Origin of the sequence: Rodentibacter haemolyticus (assembly GCF_015356115.1) — a bacterium.
Lineage (GTDB): Bacteria > Pseudomonadota > Gammaproteobacteria > Enterobacterales > Pasteurellaceae > Rodentibacter > Rodentibacter haemolyticus.
This window is the reverse complement of the sequence record NZ_CP063056.1, coordinates 222,120-238,890: the sequence shown is the minus strand read 5'-3', so window position 1 is coordinate 238,890 and position 16,771 is coordinate 222,120. Positions and strand designations below refer to the sequence as shown.

General features: G+C 39.1%; 20 protein-coding genes. 19 read left to right on the top strand and 1 reads right to left on the bottom strand.

Annotated elements, in window-relative coordinates; genetic code table 11:
• Nucleotides 1-12 precede the first annotated feature (12 nt).
• The 10 genes from tnpA (at nucleotide 13) to IHV77_RS01145 (ending at nucleotide 7,017) form a co-directional block, all read left to right on the top strand.
• Nucleotides 13-468 (top strand): IS200/IS605 family transposase, encoded by a 456-nt coding sequence (gene tnpA / locus IHV77_RS01190; protein ID WP_194812351.1) that lies wholly within the window; start codon nucleotides 13-15, stop codon nucleotides 466-468.
• A gap of 34 nt (nucleotides 469-502) precedes the next feature.
• Nucleotides 503-1,588: a bifunctional histidinol-phosphatase/imidazoleglycerol-phosphate dehydratase HisB gene (gene hisB / locus IHV77_RS01185; RefSeq protein WP_194812350.1), complete on the top strand. Its 1,086-nt coding sequence runs from the start codon at nucleotides 503-505 to the stop codon at nucleotides 1,586-1,588.
• Between the two features lie 173 nt (nucleotides 1,589-1,761).
• Nucleotides 1,762-2,559: a hypothetical protein gene (locus tag IHV77_RS01180; protein WP_194812349.1), complete on the top strand. Its 798-nt coding sequence runs from the start codon at nucleotides 1,762-1,764 to the stop codon at nucleotides 2,557-2,559.
• Nucleotides 2,556-3,149, top strand: coding sequence for an imidazole glycerol phosphate synthase subunit HisH (gene hisH, locus IHV77_RS01175; protein WP_194812348.1), 594 nt, complete (start codon nucleotides 2,556-2,558; stop codon nucleotides 3,147-3,149). Before IHV77_RS01180 ends, hisH begins: the two co-directional genes overlap by 4 nt.
• 94 nt (nucleotides 3,150-3,243) lie before the next feature.
• The gene (locus IHV77_RS01170) at nucleotides 3,244-4,098 is read left to right on the top strand and encodes a BRO family protein (RefSeq protein WP_194812347.1); all 855 of its coding nucleotides are present in this window, start codon (nucleotides 3,244-3,246) and stop codon (nucleotides 4,096-4,098) included.
• Complete coding sequence (locus IHV77_RS01165) at nucleotides 4,088-4,561, top strand: GNAT family N-acetyltransferase (protein WP_194812346.1); 474 nt, start codon at nucleotides 4,088-4,090, stop codon at nucleotides 4,559-4,561. Before IHV77_RS01170 ends, IHV77_RS01165 begins: the two co-directional genes overlap by 11 nt.
• Nucleotides 4,542-5,054 (top strand): GNAT family N-acetyltransferase, encoded by a 513-nt coding sequence (locus IHV77_RS01160; protein WP_194812345.1) that lies wholly within the window; start codon nucleotides 4,542-4,544, stop codon nucleotides 5,052-5,054. Before IHV77_RS01165 ends, IHV77_RS01160 begins: the two co-directional genes overlap by 20 nt.
• Before the next feature lie 45 nt (nucleotides 5,055-5,099).
• Complete coding sequence (gene hisA, locus IHV77_RS01155; protein WP_194812344.1) at nucleotides 5,100-5,849, top strand: 1-(5-phosphoribosyl)-5-[(5-phosphoribosylamino)methylideneamino]imidazole-4-carboxamide isomerase; 750 nt, start codon at nucleotides 5,100-5,102, stop codon at nucleotides 5,847-5,849.
• Entirely contained in the window at nucleotides 5,831-6,601 is a 771-nt protein-coding gene (gene hisF / locus IHV77_RS01150; protein WP_194812343.1) for an imidazole glycerol phosphate synthase subunit HisF, read from the top strand. Before hisA ends, hisF begins: the two co-directional genes overlap by 19 nt.
• Nucleotides 6,602-6,618: 17 nt before the next feature.
• Nucleotides 6,619-7,017 carry a hypothetical protein gene (locus tag IHV77_RS01145; protein WP_194812342.1) on the top strand — a complete coding sequence of 133 codons (399 nt, stop codon included), beginning with the start codon at nucleotides 6,619-6,621 and terminating at the stop codon, nucleotides 7,015-7,017.
• A 117-nt stretch (nucleotides 7,018-7,134) separates the two neighbouring features.
• Here the strand turns inward: IHV77_RS01145 and IHV77_RS01140 are convergent, their stop codons facing one another.
• Complete coding sequence (locus IHV77_RS01140) at nucleotides 7,135-7,275, bottom strand: hypothetical protein (RefSeq protein WP_194812341.1); 141 nt, start codon at nucleotides 7,273-7,275, stop codon at nucleotides 7,135-7,137.
• Nucleotides 7,276-7,409: 134 nt separating this feature from the next.
• Here IHV77_RS01140 and IHV77_RS01135 point away from each other — a divergent pair, with 134 nt between their 5' ends.
• The 9 genes from IHV77_RS01135 (at nucleotide 7,410) to cas8c (ending at nucleotide 16,766) form a co-directional block, all read left to right on the top strand.
• Nucleotides 7,410-7,760 carry a hypothetical protein gene (locus tag IHV77_RS01135; protein ID WP_194812340.1) on the top strand — a complete coding sequence of 117 codons (351 nt, stop codon included), beginning with the start codon at nucleotides 7,410-7,412 and terminating at the stop codon, nucleotides 7,758-7,760.
• Between the two features lie 22 nt (nucleotides 7,761-7,782).
• On the top strand, nucleotides 7,783-8,430 hold the full coding sequence (hisIE, locus tag IHV77_RS01130) for a bifunctional phosphoribosyl-AMP cyclohydrolase/phosphoribosyl-ATP diphosphatase HisIE (protein WP_194812339.1): 648 nt from the start codon (nucleotides 7,783-7,785) through the stop codon (nucleotides 8,428-8,430).
• A gap of 66 nt (nucleotides 8,431-8,496) precedes the next feature.
• The gene (locus IHV77_RS01125) at nucleotides 8,497-8,640 is read left to right on the top strand and encodes a hypothetical protein (protein WP_194812338.1); all 144 of its coding nucleotides are present in this window, start codon (nucleotides 8,497-8,499) and stop codon (nucleotides 8,638-8,640) included.
• 124 nt (nucleotides 8,641-8,764) lie between these two features.
• Complete coding sequence (gene cas3, locus IHV77_RS01120) at nucleotides 8,765-11,017, top strand: CRISPR-associated helicase Cas3' (RefSeq protein ID WP_194812337.1); 2,253 nt, start codon at nucleotides 8,765-8,767, stop codon at nucleotides 11,015-11,017.
• Nucleotides 11,018-11,084: 67 nt separating this feature from the next.
• Entirely contained in the window at nucleotides 11,085-12,095 is a 1,011-nt protein-coding gene (locus tag IHV77_RS01115; RefSeq protein WP_194812336.1) for a nucleoid-associated protein, read from the top strand.
• A 1-nt stretch (nucleotide 12,096) separates the two neighbouring features.
• Nucleotides 12,097-13,032 (top strand): GapS4a family protein, encoded by a 936-nt coding sequence (gene gapS4a / locus IHV77_RS01110; protein ID WP_194812335.1) that lies wholly within the window; start codon nucleotides 12,097-12,099, stop codon nucleotides 13,030-13,032.
• 10 nt (nucleotides 13,033-13,042) lie between these two features.
• Entirely contained in the window at nucleotides 13,043-14,194 is a 1,152-nt protein-coding gene (gene gapS4b / locus IHV77_RS01105; protein ID WP_194812334.1) for a GapS4b family protein, read from the top strand.
• A gap of 119 nt (nucleotides 14,195-14,313) precedes the next feature.
• The gene (gene cas5c, locus IHV77_RS01100; protein WP_194812333.1) at nucleotides 14,314-14,991 is read left to right on the top strand and encodes a type I-C CRISPR-associated protein Cas5c; all 678 of its coding nucleotides are present in this window, start codon (nucleotides 14,314-14,316) and stop codon (nucleotides 14,989-14,991) included.
• The gene (cas8c, locus tag IHV77_RS01095) at nucleotides 14,988-16,766 is read left to right on the top strand and encodes a type I-C CRISPR-associated protein Cas8c/Csd1 (RefSeq protein WP_194812332.1); all 1,779 of its coding nucleotides are present in this window, start codon (nucleotides 14,988-14,990) and stop codon (nucleotides 16,764-16,766) included. The genes cas5c and cas8c overlap by 4 nt, the downstream gene beginning before the upstream one ends.
• The last annotated feature ends 5 nt before the right edge of the window (nucleotides 16,767-16,771 follow it).

The window sequence follows — 16,771 nt, the reverse complement described above, 5'->3', positions numbered from 1 at the left end:
AAGGGAGAAAATATGAGCTACACCAGAAATCTCTACCACATTATTTTCCGTACCAAATATGGCATGCCGAGTATTGTGGAAGAAAATGAAGAATATCTTTATCGTTACATTTGGGGCTTTGTGCGAGAACATAATTCGGTGCTTTATCGAGTAAATGGAATGCCTGATCATCTTCACCTTCTGGTGGAGCTTCACCCTACGCTTAGCGTTGCCGAATTTGTACAGAAGTTAAAAACCACAACCCATAAATGGATTGATAAAAATAAACATTTATTTCCTGAATTTTATGCGTGGTCACGGGGATATTGCTCTTTGACCTATTGCGAACGAGATAAAGAAAAAATCATCAATTACATCAAAAACCAAAAAGCACATCATAAAACGCAGAATTTTATTGATGAAGCCAAATTCCTACTTACCGAAGCAGGAATTGAAATTAACGAAGCATTTTTTGAAAAAGACTTATAGCGATGTAGCATATTGTCATCTCATAGGAGCAAACATGACACAACCAACCCTTTTCATCGACCGAGACGGCACGTTAATTGACGAGCCGAAAACCGATTTTCAAATTGATAGCCTAGAAAAGCTCAAACTGGAACGCAACGTGATTCCCGCCTTGTTGAAACTGAAAGATCACTACCGTTTTGTCATGGTCAGCAACCAAGACGGCTTAGGCACGGATTCTTTTCCGCAGGAAGCCTTCGACAAGCCACACAATGCGATGTTAGAGATTTTCCGCTCGCAAGGTATTGAATTTGATGCGATTTTGATTTGCCCGCACAAGCCCGAAGATAACTGTGATTGCCGCAAGCCGAAGATCAAATTGCTGAAAAAATATATCGACAAAAAATTGTTCGATTCTGACCGCAGTTTTGTGATCGGCGACCGTGCCACCGATGTGCAACTGGCGGAAAATCTCGGCATTCAGGCGTTGCAATATCACCCTGAAAAGTTGGACTGGGAGCTGATTGTGGAAAAATTATTGCCAAAAACGACCGCTTACAACCGCCCGCCACGCTATGCGGAAGTGGTTCGCACCACCAAAGAAACCGACATCAAGGTGCAAGTTTGGCTAGACGAAACGGGCGTGAACCAAATCAGCACGGGCGTGGGCTTTTTCGACCATATGCTCGACCAAATCGCCACCCACGGCGGTTTCCGAATGAACGTGCAATGTAAAGGCGACCTGTGGATTGATGAACACCACACCGTTGAAGACACCGCCCTCGCTCTTGGCACGGCATTAAAACAAGCATTGGGCGACAAACGCGGCATTCAACGCTTCGGCTTCGTGCTACCAATGGACGAATGTAAAGCGGAATGTACAATGGATTTATCGGGTCGCCCTTACTTCAAATTCAAGGCAAAATTCAACCGTGAAAAAGTGGGCGATTTCAGCACCGAAATGACCGAGCATTTCTTCCAATCCCTTGCCTACACCCTAATGGCAACCCTGCACCTGAAAACCAAAGGCGACAACGACCACCACAAAATCGAAAGCATATTCAAAGTGTTCGGCAGAACCCTAAGACAGTGCATTAAAGTGGAAGGCAACGAATTACCGAGTTCGAAGGGGATGTTGTAGCCCTATACTGGCGTATAGGGTTACGCATAGTGCGGTTGCTCCGCAACCAAGCTGGATTGTCGCAGAGTGACAACATTATGCGTAACCTAGCACGCAAGTGCTAGGAAAAAAGTGCGGTCGAAATTTGTAAAGTTTTTGGGGAATTTGAGTGCTTATTATGATGGAGGAATATTATGGCAGGATTGGCTAGTTTATTATCGATATTAAATACATTTAGAAAAGAAATTCCAGATAGTATTGGTTATGAAATATATCCTAGAACATATTTCACTTTGCCAAAAGAATTAAGGGAATATATATCTAATGAAAATCAAGAAATTTATAACTTACATAGAGTTTTTATTCGTATAGATAATTATTCTTTAAAATCTAGAAGAAATATTAGAGTTATTTATTCTGGCGGATGGCAATTTTCCCCTGATATTCAATATAGAAGAAGGGAAAATACCAAGGTAAAATATAAAATTCTTGATGATGAGAAAGAAATTATCATTGAAGAAATTTTACCTAATGAGTCAGTTTATATCATTCTGTATGGTACTAACTATGATTTCAATATAGAGCAGATCTTATTTGATGATTCAGAAGTAACAAAAACAATGCAATTACTTACAGAAGCTAAAAGAGATCCTGAATTAGCAAGAATGAAGTTATGTAATATATTTATGAGCATTTTTGCAATTATAAGCATTTTATTAGTTATAGGTTTGTGTGGATGGAATTATATTTATATTAATAAGGTAAATCGTCAACAGGCTTTGATAGATAATGCAGTTAATGAAATTTATAAAAATGTTTCAGGAGGTTGTTATATTGGAGTCTATGAAACCAAAGAACCTAAATTTAATGAAATTTATGCTAAAAATAAATGGAATAAGGCAGAAACGTTGTATTTAAACCATGTACAGAATTTGACTGAACTCCAACAGAAAGATGAAGTTGTTTTGTGTATAGAGAAAGATTTTAAATGACCAACCTAGTAATCATCGACACAGGCTGTGCAAACCTGTCATCTGTAAAATTTGCATTCGACCGTTTGGGTATTCAGGCGGAAATTAGCCGTGATTTAGACAAAATTAAATCGGCGGACAAACTGTTACTTCCCGGTGTGGGGACGGCTGCCGCTGCGATGAAAATTTTGCAAGATCGCAATTTGATTGACACAATCCGCAACGCCACTCAACCAATGCTCGGCATTTGTTTGGGAATGCAGTTAATGACCGAATTTTCTGCCGAAGGCAATGTGGAAACGCTCAATCTAATGAGCGGCAAAACCGAGCTAATCCCAAATACAGGCTTGCCGTTGCCGCATATGGGCTGGAACCGTGTGCGTTATGCGGAGGATCAGCCGCTTTTCGCAGGCATTGAGCAGGATAGCCATTTTTATTTTGTGCATAGCTATGCGGTGTTGCCGAATGAAAACACGATCGCCACCGCCGATTACGGCATTCCGTTCTCTGCTGCATTGCAAAAAGAGAATTTCTACGGCGTACAGTTCCACCCCGAGCGCTCAGGCAAAGTGGGTTCGCAATTATTACGGAATTTTATGGAAAATGTGTGAGGCAGATCGCAAAACGTTAATTGCCTGGTTTTATAAACAGTGAAACATTTGCTAATATACTGTTGATTTATCCATAATTTAAAGGGAAGGTAAAATGAACGATATTAAATTATTTGAAAATCAACAGGTTCGATCCGTTTGGGACAATGAGCAGGAAGAATGGCTATTTAGTGTGATTGATGTGGTAGCCGTTTTGACTGACAGTGATAAGCCTCGGGATTACTGGTATCGTGTGAAAAAACGGATGTCAGATGAAGAAAAATCTGAGTTGTCGACAATTTGTCGACAACTGAAGTTAAAATCTTCTGATGGAAAGTTTTATAAAACCGATGTAGCTGATATGCAAGGCATTTTCCGTATTATTCAATCTATCCCTAGCCCTAAAGCGGAGCCTTTTAAAATGTGGCTGGCAGAGGTGGGGAAAGAACGTTTAGATGAAATTGTTGATCCGGAACTCACAATTGATCGAGCTTTACAAACTTATCTGCAAAAAGGCTATTCCCGAGAGTGGATCAATCAACGCTTGCAAGCCATTCAAGTTCGCAAAGAACTCACGGATACTTGGCAAGACCACGGTGTTCAAGTTGGGCGAGAATATGCGATTTTAACCGATGAAATTACTCAGGCTTGGTCGGGAATGAAAACCCGAGAATACAAGGATTTCAAAGGGCTAAAAAAGGAAAATTTGCGAGATAATATGTCTACCACAGAGCTGGTGCTGAATATGCTTGCCGAAGCCGCTACCAAAGATATTACCCAAATCAGCCACCCTCAAGGGTTGGAGGAAAATCGCCAAGTTGCCAAACGAGGCGGAAATGTGGCAAAAATTGCTCGCCAAAGTTTAGAACAAGAAACAGGGCAACCTGTGATTACACGTAAAAATGCGATTGATTTTGCCCGCTTGTTAGGGGCGGTAAGTCAAAAAATGGAAGATAAAAATGACAATTGAAATCCGTAAACCCGAACGGGAAGAAAGTCCACAAATGTGGCGGTTAATGCGAGAATTAGCCATATTTGAAAAATATATTGATAGCTTTGCTATTACACCCGAAATTGTGGCAGAAAAAGGATTTGATAAAAATCCGCCAGATTTTCATAGCCTTGTTGCTGTATCCGAAGGAGAATTGATCGGTATTGCCGTCTATTATTTCCTACCTTTCACCGCTCAAAATCGCCCTGCGATTTATCTCAAAGAACTCTATATAGATAGCCGTTTTCGAGGGCAAAAAGTGGGGGAAAAACTGATGCTCGCTTTACGAGAGGAAGCCAAAAAGCACGATTGCTTACAGATAAAATGGACAGTTGCCCCGTGGAATGAAGACGGAAAACGCTTTTACGCACGACTTGGGGCAATACAAAATAATGAGTGGTTAAATTATGCATGGAGCGTCAATGAACATACGTCAAATTAACCTTGTGGATTTGCCCGTTTTGCAACGACTTGGAAAGCAAACCTTTCAAGAAACCTTTGCTAGCCAAAATAGAGAAGCCGATATGCAAGCCTATTTAGTGGAAAAATTCTCCACCGAGCAACTTATCCAAGAGTTGAATAACCCCCATATGACATTTTATTTTGCAGAAATTGCAGGGCAAGCGGTAGGCTATCTCAAGTTGAATTTCGCTCAAGCTCAAACCGAATTACAAGATCAAAGTGCGGTCGAAATTGAGCGAATTTATGTACTCGCCAATCATCATAGACAAGGGGTTGAACAAGCCCTTTTTCAACACGCATTGCTTATTGCGAACCAACATAATGCGAACTATATTTGGCTCGGTGTTTGGGAACATAACCACAAAGCCTTACGCTTTTACGAAAAAAATGGCTTTGTCGCATTTGATCGACATATTTTCCGCTTAGGTAGTGATGAACAGGTGGATATTATGATGAAAAAGGTGTTGAAATAACAAGCGGTCAAATTTTTTAATTTTTTGCAAACACAGGAAATAATAATGAAAAAATCAATGATTATCCCCGCCCTTGACTTAATGGATAGTCAGGTGGTTCGGTTGCACCAAGGGGATTATGGTAAGCAAACCAATTATTCTTCAAATCCGACCGCTCTTTTTGCCGATTATGTGGCACAGGGGGCGGAGCAGTTGCATTTGGTGGATTTAACAGGAGCGAAAGACCCTGCCAAACGCCAAACTAAGCTGATTGGTGAGATTATTCGTGCGACAAATTGCCCTATTCAGGTTGGTGGCGGCATTCGCAGTGAGCAAGATGTGGCAGATCTGCTAGCAGTGGGGGCAAATCGTGTCGTGATTGGCTCAACGGCAGTGAAAGATCAGACAATGGTCAAAGGCTGGTTTGAGAAGTACGGTGCGGAAAAATTCGTACTGGCGTTGGATGTGAACATTCACGCAAGCGGTCAAAAAATCATTGCCATTAGCGGTTGGCAGGAAACGAGCGGCGTGTCGCTCGAAGAACTGATCGAGGACTACCAAGCGGTCGATTTGCAACACGTTCTCTGTACCGACATCTCTCGGGACGGTACGCTGGCAGGCTCAAACGTGGATCTCTACCGTGAAATTTGTGCCAAATATCCCGAGATTGCGTTTCAATCATCGGGCGGAATTGGCTCATTAGAGGATGTAAAAGCCTTGAAAGGGACTGGCGTGGCAGGCGTAATTATTGGTCGTGCTTTATTGGAAGGAAAATTTGATGTAAAAGGAGCAATCGAATGTTGGCAAAACGCATAATCCCGTGTTTGGACGTAAAAGATGGGCAGGTGGTGAAAGGCGTGCAGTTCCGCAATCACGAAATTATCGGGGATATTGTACCGCTTGCACAGCGTTATGCAGAGGAAGGAGCGGACGAATTGGTGTTTTACGACATCACTGCTTCATCGGACGGGCGGACAGTAGATAAAAGCTGGGTCGCCCGCATCGCGGAAGTTATTGATATTCCGTTTTGTGTCGCCGGTGGTATAAAAACTATTGAAGATGCGGAGCAAATTTTTACCTTCGGGGCGGACAAAATTTCAATCAATTCCCCAGCCCTCGCCGACCCAAGTTTAATTATCCGCCTTGCGGATCGCTTTGGCGTACAAGCCATTGTTGTGGGGATCGATAGTTGGTTTGAAAAAGAAAGGGGCAAATATTGGGTCAATCAGTACACAGGTGATGAAAGCCGTACCCGCCAAACCAACTGGCAGTTGCTTGACTGGGTAAAAGAAGTGCAAGCCCGTGGGGCGGGAGAAATTGTGCTGAATATGATGAACCAAGACGGCGTTCGCAAAGGCTATGATTTAACCCAACTCAAACTGGTGCGTGAAGAGTGCAACGTGCCGCTTATCGCATCAGGCGGTGCGGGCGAAATGGTGCATTTTAAAGAGGCTTTTAAAACGGGTGTAGATGGAGCATTAGCAGCGAGTGTGTTCCATAAGCGAATTATTGAAATCGGCGAACTTAAAGCCTATTTGCGTCAGGCTAGGGTTGAGGTCAGAATTTAGTTTAAGAAGTAAGTTATATGACAGATAAAACTGAAATAATAGAAGTAAAATGCTCTAATTCAAAATGTAAAAAAGTAACTACCTTTAGCATTCATTCTGATAAGGCGAGCTGTCAAAATTGTGGTAGTGTTTTAAGATTAAAAACAACAAAGTTGGCATCAAGAACAGTGCTTGCAACGGCAATTATTGGCTCAAGTATTATTGGATTAAGCGTTGACAAACTACCCGAATGGACTAAAACATCAAATGATATTGTAGAAATTTATGAATCAATGAATGTGTGTATGAAGTATGCTATTTATTACGAAAAACAAAGAAATTTATGTGCTTGTGCTTTATCAGATGCAATGAATGCCTACACATTATTAGACTCGGGAAAAGAACAATTTGCTGAAAGTTTAAAAAAATGTGAATAAACAGGGTTTAGCGAACTAAACCCTGTATCATATTATTTAGGTGATGGATTATTTCCACGGCCACCACCAGACGGAAGACGTGTTCTGCTAGGCCAATTTGGGTTCGGTTTACCAGTTCTATTTACTGCCATTTTGTTTTCCTTGTTGGTTAGGGTTAAGTTGCTTACCACGATTACCTTGATTTTTATCATAGGTTTTGTTCGTGCCTTTAGTGCCTTTATTTGAGTTAGAAATATCGGCTTCATGGTTTTTGGCCATAAAAATCTCCTGTTTATGTTGTTAGGTTGATTTGTATAGAAAATTAAATCGAACACTTAATGCTTGTTTTAGCTTAACTTCCTATAACTGATTGATATGATATTGAGTACTTAGGGACAAATGGGGACATTCCGATGAAAAAAACAGCAGATGAAAAAGAAAAAGTAAAAAAGTTGCAGGAAGAAATTAAAGAACTTATTAAACATATGGATATTACTCAAAAAGAAGCAGTGGATATTATTAACGAAGAATACGGAGAAAAAGAGGAATTGAAGCTAGACAATTTTAAAAAAGATTTACAGCGTTCAACAAATTCTTATAGATTAGAGCCTTATTTTTTTGCTTTAAAAAATTCGGCAAAATACAATAAAATGATGAAAATCGGAATAGGAGATATCGCTTTATTAGGTAAAGAACAATATCAAAAATTAGAAAAATTAAGTGAACAAATAAAAGAATACATAAACAGTACAAACTCTCGATAAGTAATAAATTATAGGAACATCTATGCTAAACACTCAAAACATCAACTGGCAAAAAGTCGATCATCTATTGCCTGTTATCGTGCAGAATATTTACACAAGCGAAGTGCTAATGCTCGGCTATATGACCCCAGAAGCCTTAGCCAAAACCCTTGAAGAAAAACGAGTTACCTTTTATTCTCGCACCAAACAACGGCTGTGGACGAAGGGCGAAACCTCAGGGCACTTTCTCAATGTAGTGGATATGAGTTTGGATTGCGATAACGATACGTTATTGATTTTAGTCAATCCAATCGGTCCGACTTGCCACACGGGAGAAGGAAGTTGTTTCCACCAATTTGAAAGCCAGTCAGAAGGCGATTGGACGTGGTTTGCCAAATTAGAACAAGTGCTTGCCGAACGTAAATATGCTGATCCGGAAAGTTCTTATACCGCCAAACTGTATGCCAAAGGTGTGAAGAAAATTGCGCAGAAAGTCGGGGAAGAAGGCGTTGAAACCGCACTGGCGGCAGTGTCGCAAGATAAGGAAGAAGTTGTGAGTGAGGCGGCGGATTTAGCCTACCACTTAACCGTATTATTACATACGATGAATCTGGAATGGGGTGATGTGATTGCGAAATTGAAACAGCGTCATCAAGGCGTAGGATTGCATCCTGAAGGCTCAAATAAATAATGAAATTGAGATAATCTAAGTTGTGCTATAATCCGTCCAAGTTTTATCGTTATAGAGGTCAATATTATGAAAAAATTATTTCTTGTGATTGCAGGTGCACTGATTATTTCAGGCTGTGCGAATAAAGATGTCTATTTCAATGGCTCGGAAGGTTCTCACTCCGGTATGAAATTTGATAAAGATACTCGTCATTGGGGTGTAAATAAATAATCTTATTGCTTAAAGTGCGGTCAATTTTGACCGCACTTTTTTCTAAGTAGAGTTTGAAGTATTTATAAGATAGGGTGTCATCTCATATCAGTTACCAATAGTTGGAATATTCATGAGGTATCAAATGGAAAGCCAAGTTATTCAATCTTTTTACGCTCATTCAGGATTACTTGAAGATCACTCTGATTGGCAAACATTATTTTGTCACGCTAATAATGTTGGAGCATTGGCCGCTGAGTTTGCCACACCTTTCTCCTCACAAGAAATCGCCTATTACACAGGCCTGTTGCACGATTTAGGTAAATATAGTGAGCGTTATCAAAAACGTTTACACGGTGGCGCTAAAGTCAATCATTCCACTGCCGGTGCCAAAATTGCGGTAGAACGCTGGGGCGAGATATTAGGTAAGATGATGGCGTTTTGCATTGCAGGGCATCACGCAGGTCTGGCAAATGGCGCAGGAGAAGGGGAAAATCGAGCCACATTAACACAACGTTTGCAAGAGAATTTCGGCACCGCTCCCAATGAACTCCCACCACTAGCCCCCATTTGGCAACAAGAACTGAATTTACCTGAAAAATTACGTCCGCCTTCCTTAAAGCCCTCTAAAAAAGAACCCTTCTTTTCTTACGCATTTTTTATTCGTATGCTCTATTCGTGTCTCGTGGATGCCGATTTTCTTGATACCGAAGCGTTTTATGCAAACTTAGAGAAAAAGCCGATCGAACGGGGAAATTACCCAACTTTAACCGCACTTTATCAGCAGTTTAATGCCTTTATTGCAAAGATAAAAAAGCAGGATAGCGAACTGAATTGCTTACGAAGTGATATTTTAGATTACGCTGTTTCGCGGGCAACGCAAGAAACGGGATTATTTTCACTGACGGTACCAACAGGCGGTGGAAAAACCCTGACTTCAATGGCGTTTGCTTTGGAGCACGCCAAACAACATCAATTACGCCGCATTATCTATGTCATTCCGTTTACCAGCATTATCGAACAAAATGCAGCCGTCTTTCGCGAAGCCTTTGGTGAATTAGGGACAGAGGCGGTTTTAGAACATCACAGCACTTTCGATCACGATAATTTGCCGGATAAATCCAGCTGGGATAAGTTGAAATTAGCCTCCGAAAACTGGGATGCCCCGATTGTGGTGACGACAGCGGTGCAATTTTTTGAAAGTTTATTTGCAGATCGTTCTTCACGCTGCCGGAAATTGCATAATATCGCAGATAGCGTGATTATTTTGGATGAAGCCCAAATGCTACCGCTGAATTTATTACGCCCGATTATGGCGGCGATTGATGAATTGGCGCGAAATTACCAATGTTCCGTTGTGCTTTGTACCGCCACACAACCGGCGATTCACCAAGCGAATGGCTTTTACAAAGGCTTCGAAAACGTGCGAGAAATTGCGCCGAATCCGACCGCACTTTTTGAGAAACTAAAACGTACAACCGTGCAACATATTGGGGTTCAAACAGATACTGATCTGCAAACCAAGCTCACGGATAATCCGCAGATATTAATCATCGTGAATAATCGCCGTCACGCCCGAGCCTTATATGATTCAGTTAAAGAGCTGGACGGCGTTTATCATCTCACCACCTTAATGTGTGCTAAACACCGCTCACAAACATTAGATGAGATTCGTCTGCGCCTGAAAAATAACCAGCCTTGCCGTGTGATAGCGACTTCCTTAATTGAAGCCGGCGTTGATGTGGATTTTCCACTGGTAATGCGGGCAGAAGCCGGGTTAGATTCTGTCGCCCAAGCCGCAGGGCGTTGTAATCGAGAAGGTAAAAAGTTAGCGGAAGAAAGCCCTGTTTGGGTTTTTCAGCCCGAAGAACAATGGAAAGCACCGACGGAATTAGGGCTGCTTTCTGCCTGTATGCGTTCCACGGTTCGCAAACACGCTGAAGACTTACTGACCCCACAGGCGATTAATCACTATTTCCAAGCGGTTTATGAAGCTAAAGGCTCGGAACTGGATAAAGCAGGGATTTTAGAGGCGTGCCATAATGCAGGACAAAGCCTCAATTTCCCCTTCCAAAAAATTGCAGACGATTTCCGAATGATCACAAGTCATTTAATCCCCGTTATTATCCCCTTCAACCAAGAAGCCGAAACACTGATAGACAGCTTACGTTATGCTGACAAAGTGGGCGGCATATTAAGAAAACTGCAACCCTACACCGTACAAGTCCCGGAAAAATCATTAGCAGAACTCTATAAAGCAGGCAGAGTTGAAACCATCAATGAAAACAATTTTGGTAAACAGTTTTATAGCTTAATTGGAATGGATTTGTATGATGATGTGGCGGGGTTGGGATGGGATAATGTGGAGTTTTTGAGGATAGAAAATTTTATAATCTAACTACTTTATAAGTTGATCTTTAAATACAGTAATTTTAATATAACTAATAAGAATTAGGAGTTAAACAATGGTAATAGAGTCATTAGATTTAAGTGCGGCAAAGGTAAGAAAAGTAATCGTTCATAAAGTTGGAAATAAATTTAGAGATGAGGGGGTTCTGTTATCAGAAGCAGAATCAAAAAGAAGTAGTGATTTGGATGACCTTTTACTCAAGCATTTTCTTATTCCTGTTGTTAATAGTGGAGAAGAATACACGTTAACCCATGAATCTGATATTAATCTTAATCCTATTAAGCATTATTCATCATTAGTTTTTAATGATAAAGATGAATTTATCAATTCCTCAATTGCAATAGCAAAACATTTATATATGAGTTCTTCACATCCTAATATTGGTGGTGGAGAGTTTATTGAGGTTTTGTATGATGGTATAAAAAATGGTGATATGACTATCCAAGCTATTGGATTATTTAGAATTGAAAATAAAAATAACTACTTAGATGTAAATAGCCATGACGGAGTTATTTCTATTATTGAAAAAGAAGGGATATCAATAGATTCCATACAAAAGGGAGCTATTATTCTTTCTATTGAAGACTCTGTATTTATTATCGATAGTTTAGGGAAAAAAACTAAATATTGGCTTGACACTTTTATTAAAGTAGCTCCTAAAAATACATCAAAAAAATACACAAGGATATTAGGTGAGATTACTAAAGCTATAGCTAAAAAAATAGAAGTTCCAAGTAAGGTATTAGATTTTTCAGAATCTCTTTCTGAAGAAAGTGTTTTTTCAGTTGAAAATTTAAAAAAAATTTCAAGTAACTTTGTGGATGAGTCGGAAATCGACTCTATTATTGATGGAGTTGGTGTCAAGTATGGGGTGCTTATTGACAAGAATTTCTCACTTGAAAAAGAACGATTATCTAAATATATCAAAGAAACTGGAAAAAGAGTTCAAATAGCAAAGGGGGTAAATATTGTGATATCTGAACCTAACACAAAAATAACGTCAGTCGAAATTATATCGTTCGAGGCGGGTTTTAAAGCAATAATTAATATTCAAGAAGGAAAATAAAATGGCTGGTGAAAAATCTAAAAAATCTGGCGAAATTGGTGAAAAAATTGCAATTTCATTATTAGATAAAATTGGATGGAAACATCAAATACAAAATCTATCTATAACATGTAACAATGAAAAGCATAAAAATCATAGCGGAAAGAAGAAAAGTAGTCATGGTGAGGACTCAATATACATATATGACACCCCTTTTCATGATGAAAAAACAGTCGTTGCACATATTTCTATCAAAAATGCAACTAATGGATATCCAACCAGAGAATCTGAAATTAACTCTACCTTTAAAAAACATATTGAACAACTGAGTCAGATTATTGAATGTGCAGAATATGATCAAGAGGTTAATTCATTAATTCAAGCATTTGGTGCTAAGAAAAATTTACAACATATAGGCGTCTTAGTTTGGTTGCATAATGATGAAAAAACTATAAATAAAGATATTTTGAAGGTAATATCTAAGTCAAGACTAGGATTAGAAGGAAATACTCCTTATTATGTTATTGATGCGGGACGAGCAAGTTTTTTATTTCAGGTTATAAATGATTTAGGTTCTAAATCAAAAAATGGAAATTATCAATTTTATTATCCTAGAATTGGGACATCTATTACTGTAAATACAGATAGGAGTAATAGTTATTTGCCAATTGGATTAATTGTTTCTGATATTATTCCAGCGGTAGTGACAATTGGGGAGTGCAAGAAATTTTATTTATATGTTAGAGAAGAATTTGATGAATTGACATATAAAAATATGATGGCATATGCACTAAATTTTTCTGCTGGCTTAGTTAATGAAATATATATTGGTTTTCCTAATTATAATCCAGTTAAAGATAATGTTGTTACTGAGAAAACTCGAATCTTTTTTAAAGATAGAAAAGAAATGATCACTCCATTTTCCTATAATAAAACATTTTTAGAGTTAATCAAATAAGGAGGTTTATATGAAGAAAAGCAATGATCTAAAAGGATTAATTCCTTCTGGGAATGAACTCCGTATTCTTCTCAATAGTAATTATATTACTGAAGGTGAAATAAATACAACTCTAAAAAGTAAAGGTGTTTTTTGTGGAAATGGAGAAAAAACTATTTCTGTTCCTTTGCTTTCGGCAATGCTTTTAACATCAAGTGAATATGAAAGTATTGTAGATAACTCTATTTCTAGGACTTTAAAGCCTAAATTTAAATCTTCCAGACTTGAGTTAAATTCTAATAACTCAAACTGGAAAGAACCAATAAAAGAATTGTTTTCTTCTGATTTTAATCCATTGAAAGATATTCCTAATATTGAATTAATATCTAAAATTCAGCCTGTCTTCTGTAATAATTATACAGTAAAAATTCCATATAAAATAAAAAGAAATGATTTCAGTAAGGATTTTTTAAATAGAGAACTTGATTTTCATGGGGAAGTTGTTATTACAAGGCAAGGAGACGGACTTAATATTGAAATGGTATCTACCCATACATCTAATGAAACAGAATTGATTAATCGCAGAATGAGCGCAGCCATTTCAAAAAAATTAAAAGACTCGGGGGTTGCAAAAAGCGATGTCGAAAATAGAATTACTTTTAGTTCTTTTGAGGATATTGAGAGAGTTAGGTTCTTTAAGAGACTTACTGGCGGATTAGGAAAAGAGCTTACATTAAGTAATGTAAATGAAATAGTTATCAGTAGAGAAGCATCAAACAGACCTTTGCCTAATGATCCTCAAGTATCATGGATGAATGATACTGTTAAGTATATGTCTATTGATGGAGATAGATTACATGCCATTTTTTTAATATCAGACGAGAAATATTACGAATACTATTTTATTTATAAAATGCATTTAAATTATAGATATGCTATAGGAACTAATACTGGGGAATGCAAGGTTGTTTTTTTCTTTAGTTCATTATCAAGAAAGCAATTTTCATTTGATATAGATTCCGAGCTGACTTTTGAGATTGGCTCTATAAAAAATGAAATTAAAATAAAACATACAAATAAAAAAGAACTTGAAAGAAAAATATCTGAAAAATTAAGAAAAATGGTTCAATTTAAATTTGATGAAATATTAAAAGAACGAAATATTTCATCAAAAATAAAATAAGAATTATTATTGGTCGTATATTAATTATATATGTGGGTTGAAATTAAAGTAGTTAGATTAACTTGCTGATTCACCTCCTTCCGCGGAGGTGTGTATTACATAATCAAAGAGAGCATTCTATGCCAAACAAAATCAAGCTCCATATCTGGGGTGATTACGCCTGTTTTACCCGTCCTGAAATGAAGGTGGAGCGGGTGTCTTATGATGTGATTACGCCTTCGGCTGCAAGGGGGATTTTATCGGCGGTGCATTGGAAGCCGGCAATTCGTTGGGTAATTGATAAGATTTATGTGTTAAAGCCGATTCAGTTTGAATCTGTTCGCCGTAATGAGCTAGGGAGTAAAATTTCCGTCGGTAAAATCAGTGGGGCGATAAAGCGTAAAAGTGTGGCGGATTTATATACGGTCATTGAAGAGGATCGTCAGCAGCGTGCTGCAACAGTGTTAAAAAATGTCGGTTATGTAATAGAAGCGCACGTAGTATTAACCAAAAGAGCGGGTGAAGGGGAAACGATTACTAAGCATATTGAGATGTTTAAACGGCGTGCAATAAAAGGTCAATGTTTTCACCAACCTTGTATGGGCGTGCGTGAATTTGCGGCAAATTTCGCTTTAATTGATGATAATGAACCGTTGCCGGAATGTTGTTTGGCAGAAAACGAGCGTGATCGAGATTTAGGTTGGATGTTGCACGATATTGATTTTGATCACGAAAATCGACCGCACTTTTTCAGAGCCGAAATGAAAAATGGGGTGATTGACGTGCCGCCATTTTATGCAGAGGAGGTGAAATCGTGATTTTATCCGCATTAACACGCTATTATCATCGCCTTGCAGGGCAAACGGATCGTTTGACCGGTAGCGCTAAAGTACCCTCTTATGGATTTAGCGAAGAAAAAATCGGCTGGGTGTTGGAGTTGGATTCGGATGGAAATTTGTTAAACGTGATTCCGAATTTAACCGCGGATAAGAAGCCGCAACCCAAATTAATGAGTGTGCCTCGTCCGGAAAAACGAACATCCGGCATTAAGCCCAATTTTTTATGGGATAAAACGGCTTATGTGCTGGGCGTGGAGAGCAATAAAGACAAAACCACCGCGAAAGCACAACCTATCGCCTTCTCTGAAAAAAACTTTGAAGCCTTTAAACAGTACCATTTGGAATTGCTTGCCGATACTCACGATGAGGGCTTAATTGCCGTGAGTCGTTTTCTTCAACAATGGCAGCCTGAACATTTTGCGGAATCTATCTGTCCGATTGAAATGTTGGATGCGAATGTTGTTTTCAAATTAGCCGATAGCGGTGGTTATATTCATCAGCGAGAAGCCGCTCAACATCTTTGGGCTGGTTTGTTAGTCACCGAAGAGACTGAACAGGGTTTATGCTTAATCAGTGGCGAAATTGCCCCTATTGCCCGACTTCACCCTGCAATTAAGGGCGTCTATGGCGGGCAAAGCTCGGGCGGTTCAATTATTTCTTTTAATAAAGAATCTTTCACTTCATTTGGCAAGGAACAAGGTAGTAATGCACCTGTTTCTGAACAGGCCGCCTTTGCTTATACCACCGCTTTAAATTATTTGCTACGTAATAATAGCCATCGTTTAACCATTGGTGATAGCAGCACCGTCTTTTGGGCGGAAGCGGATAATACTGCTCAAGCCGAAGCTGCCGAAGAATTTTTTGCTACTTTAATGGCGCCCCCTGATGACGAGCAGGAAAACCAAAAGATCTTTAATGTTTTACAAGAAATAAGCAAAGGACGACCGCTTGCAGAAGTTGAACCGCAGTTGTCTGAAAATACTCGTTTTTATATTTTAGGGCTCGCTCCAAATGCTGCCCGAATTTCTGTGCGTTTTTGGTTGGATACCACGTTTGGCCAACTGGCGAAAAATTTAAGCGAACATTGGCTGGATTTAGCACTTGAACCTTGCCCGTGGAAAACACCGCCTTCAATTTGGAGGCTGTTATTGCAAACGGCATCGCTTGGAAAAAGTGAGAATATATCGCCGGTACTCGCCGGAGAAATGACGCGAGCTGTTATCACCGGTCATTTGTATCCAATGAGTTTACTCTCTCAACTGATTACCCGCATTCGTGCCGATGGCGATATTAACGGCTTGCGGGTAGCGTTAATGAAAGCCGTATTACAACGAAAATTTAGAAAAGGTCTAATTAAACAAGGAGTTCCTATGAGTTTGAATAAAGAAAGCGATAACCGGGCTTATTTGCTAGGCAGGTTATTTGCGGTGTTAGAACGAATCCAAACCCAGGCGTTAGGCGAATTAAATGCCGGTATCGCAGACCGTTATTATGGTTCGGCTTCTGCTGTGCCGTATTCTGTTTTCCCTCGTTTGGTTAGAGGTGCTAAACATCATTTGGCGCGGCTGCGCAAAGATAAACCTGGAATGGCTATTGCTCTCAGTAAAGATTTAAGAGAAATAGTAGATCGTTTATCAGAAAAGTATCCTAAACATCTAAATGTTGTTGAACAAGGAAGTTTTGGTATTGGCTATTTCCAGCAAGAACAAAGTTACTTTATAAAAAAAGAAACCACTGAGTCAACTGAAAATTAAGGAAA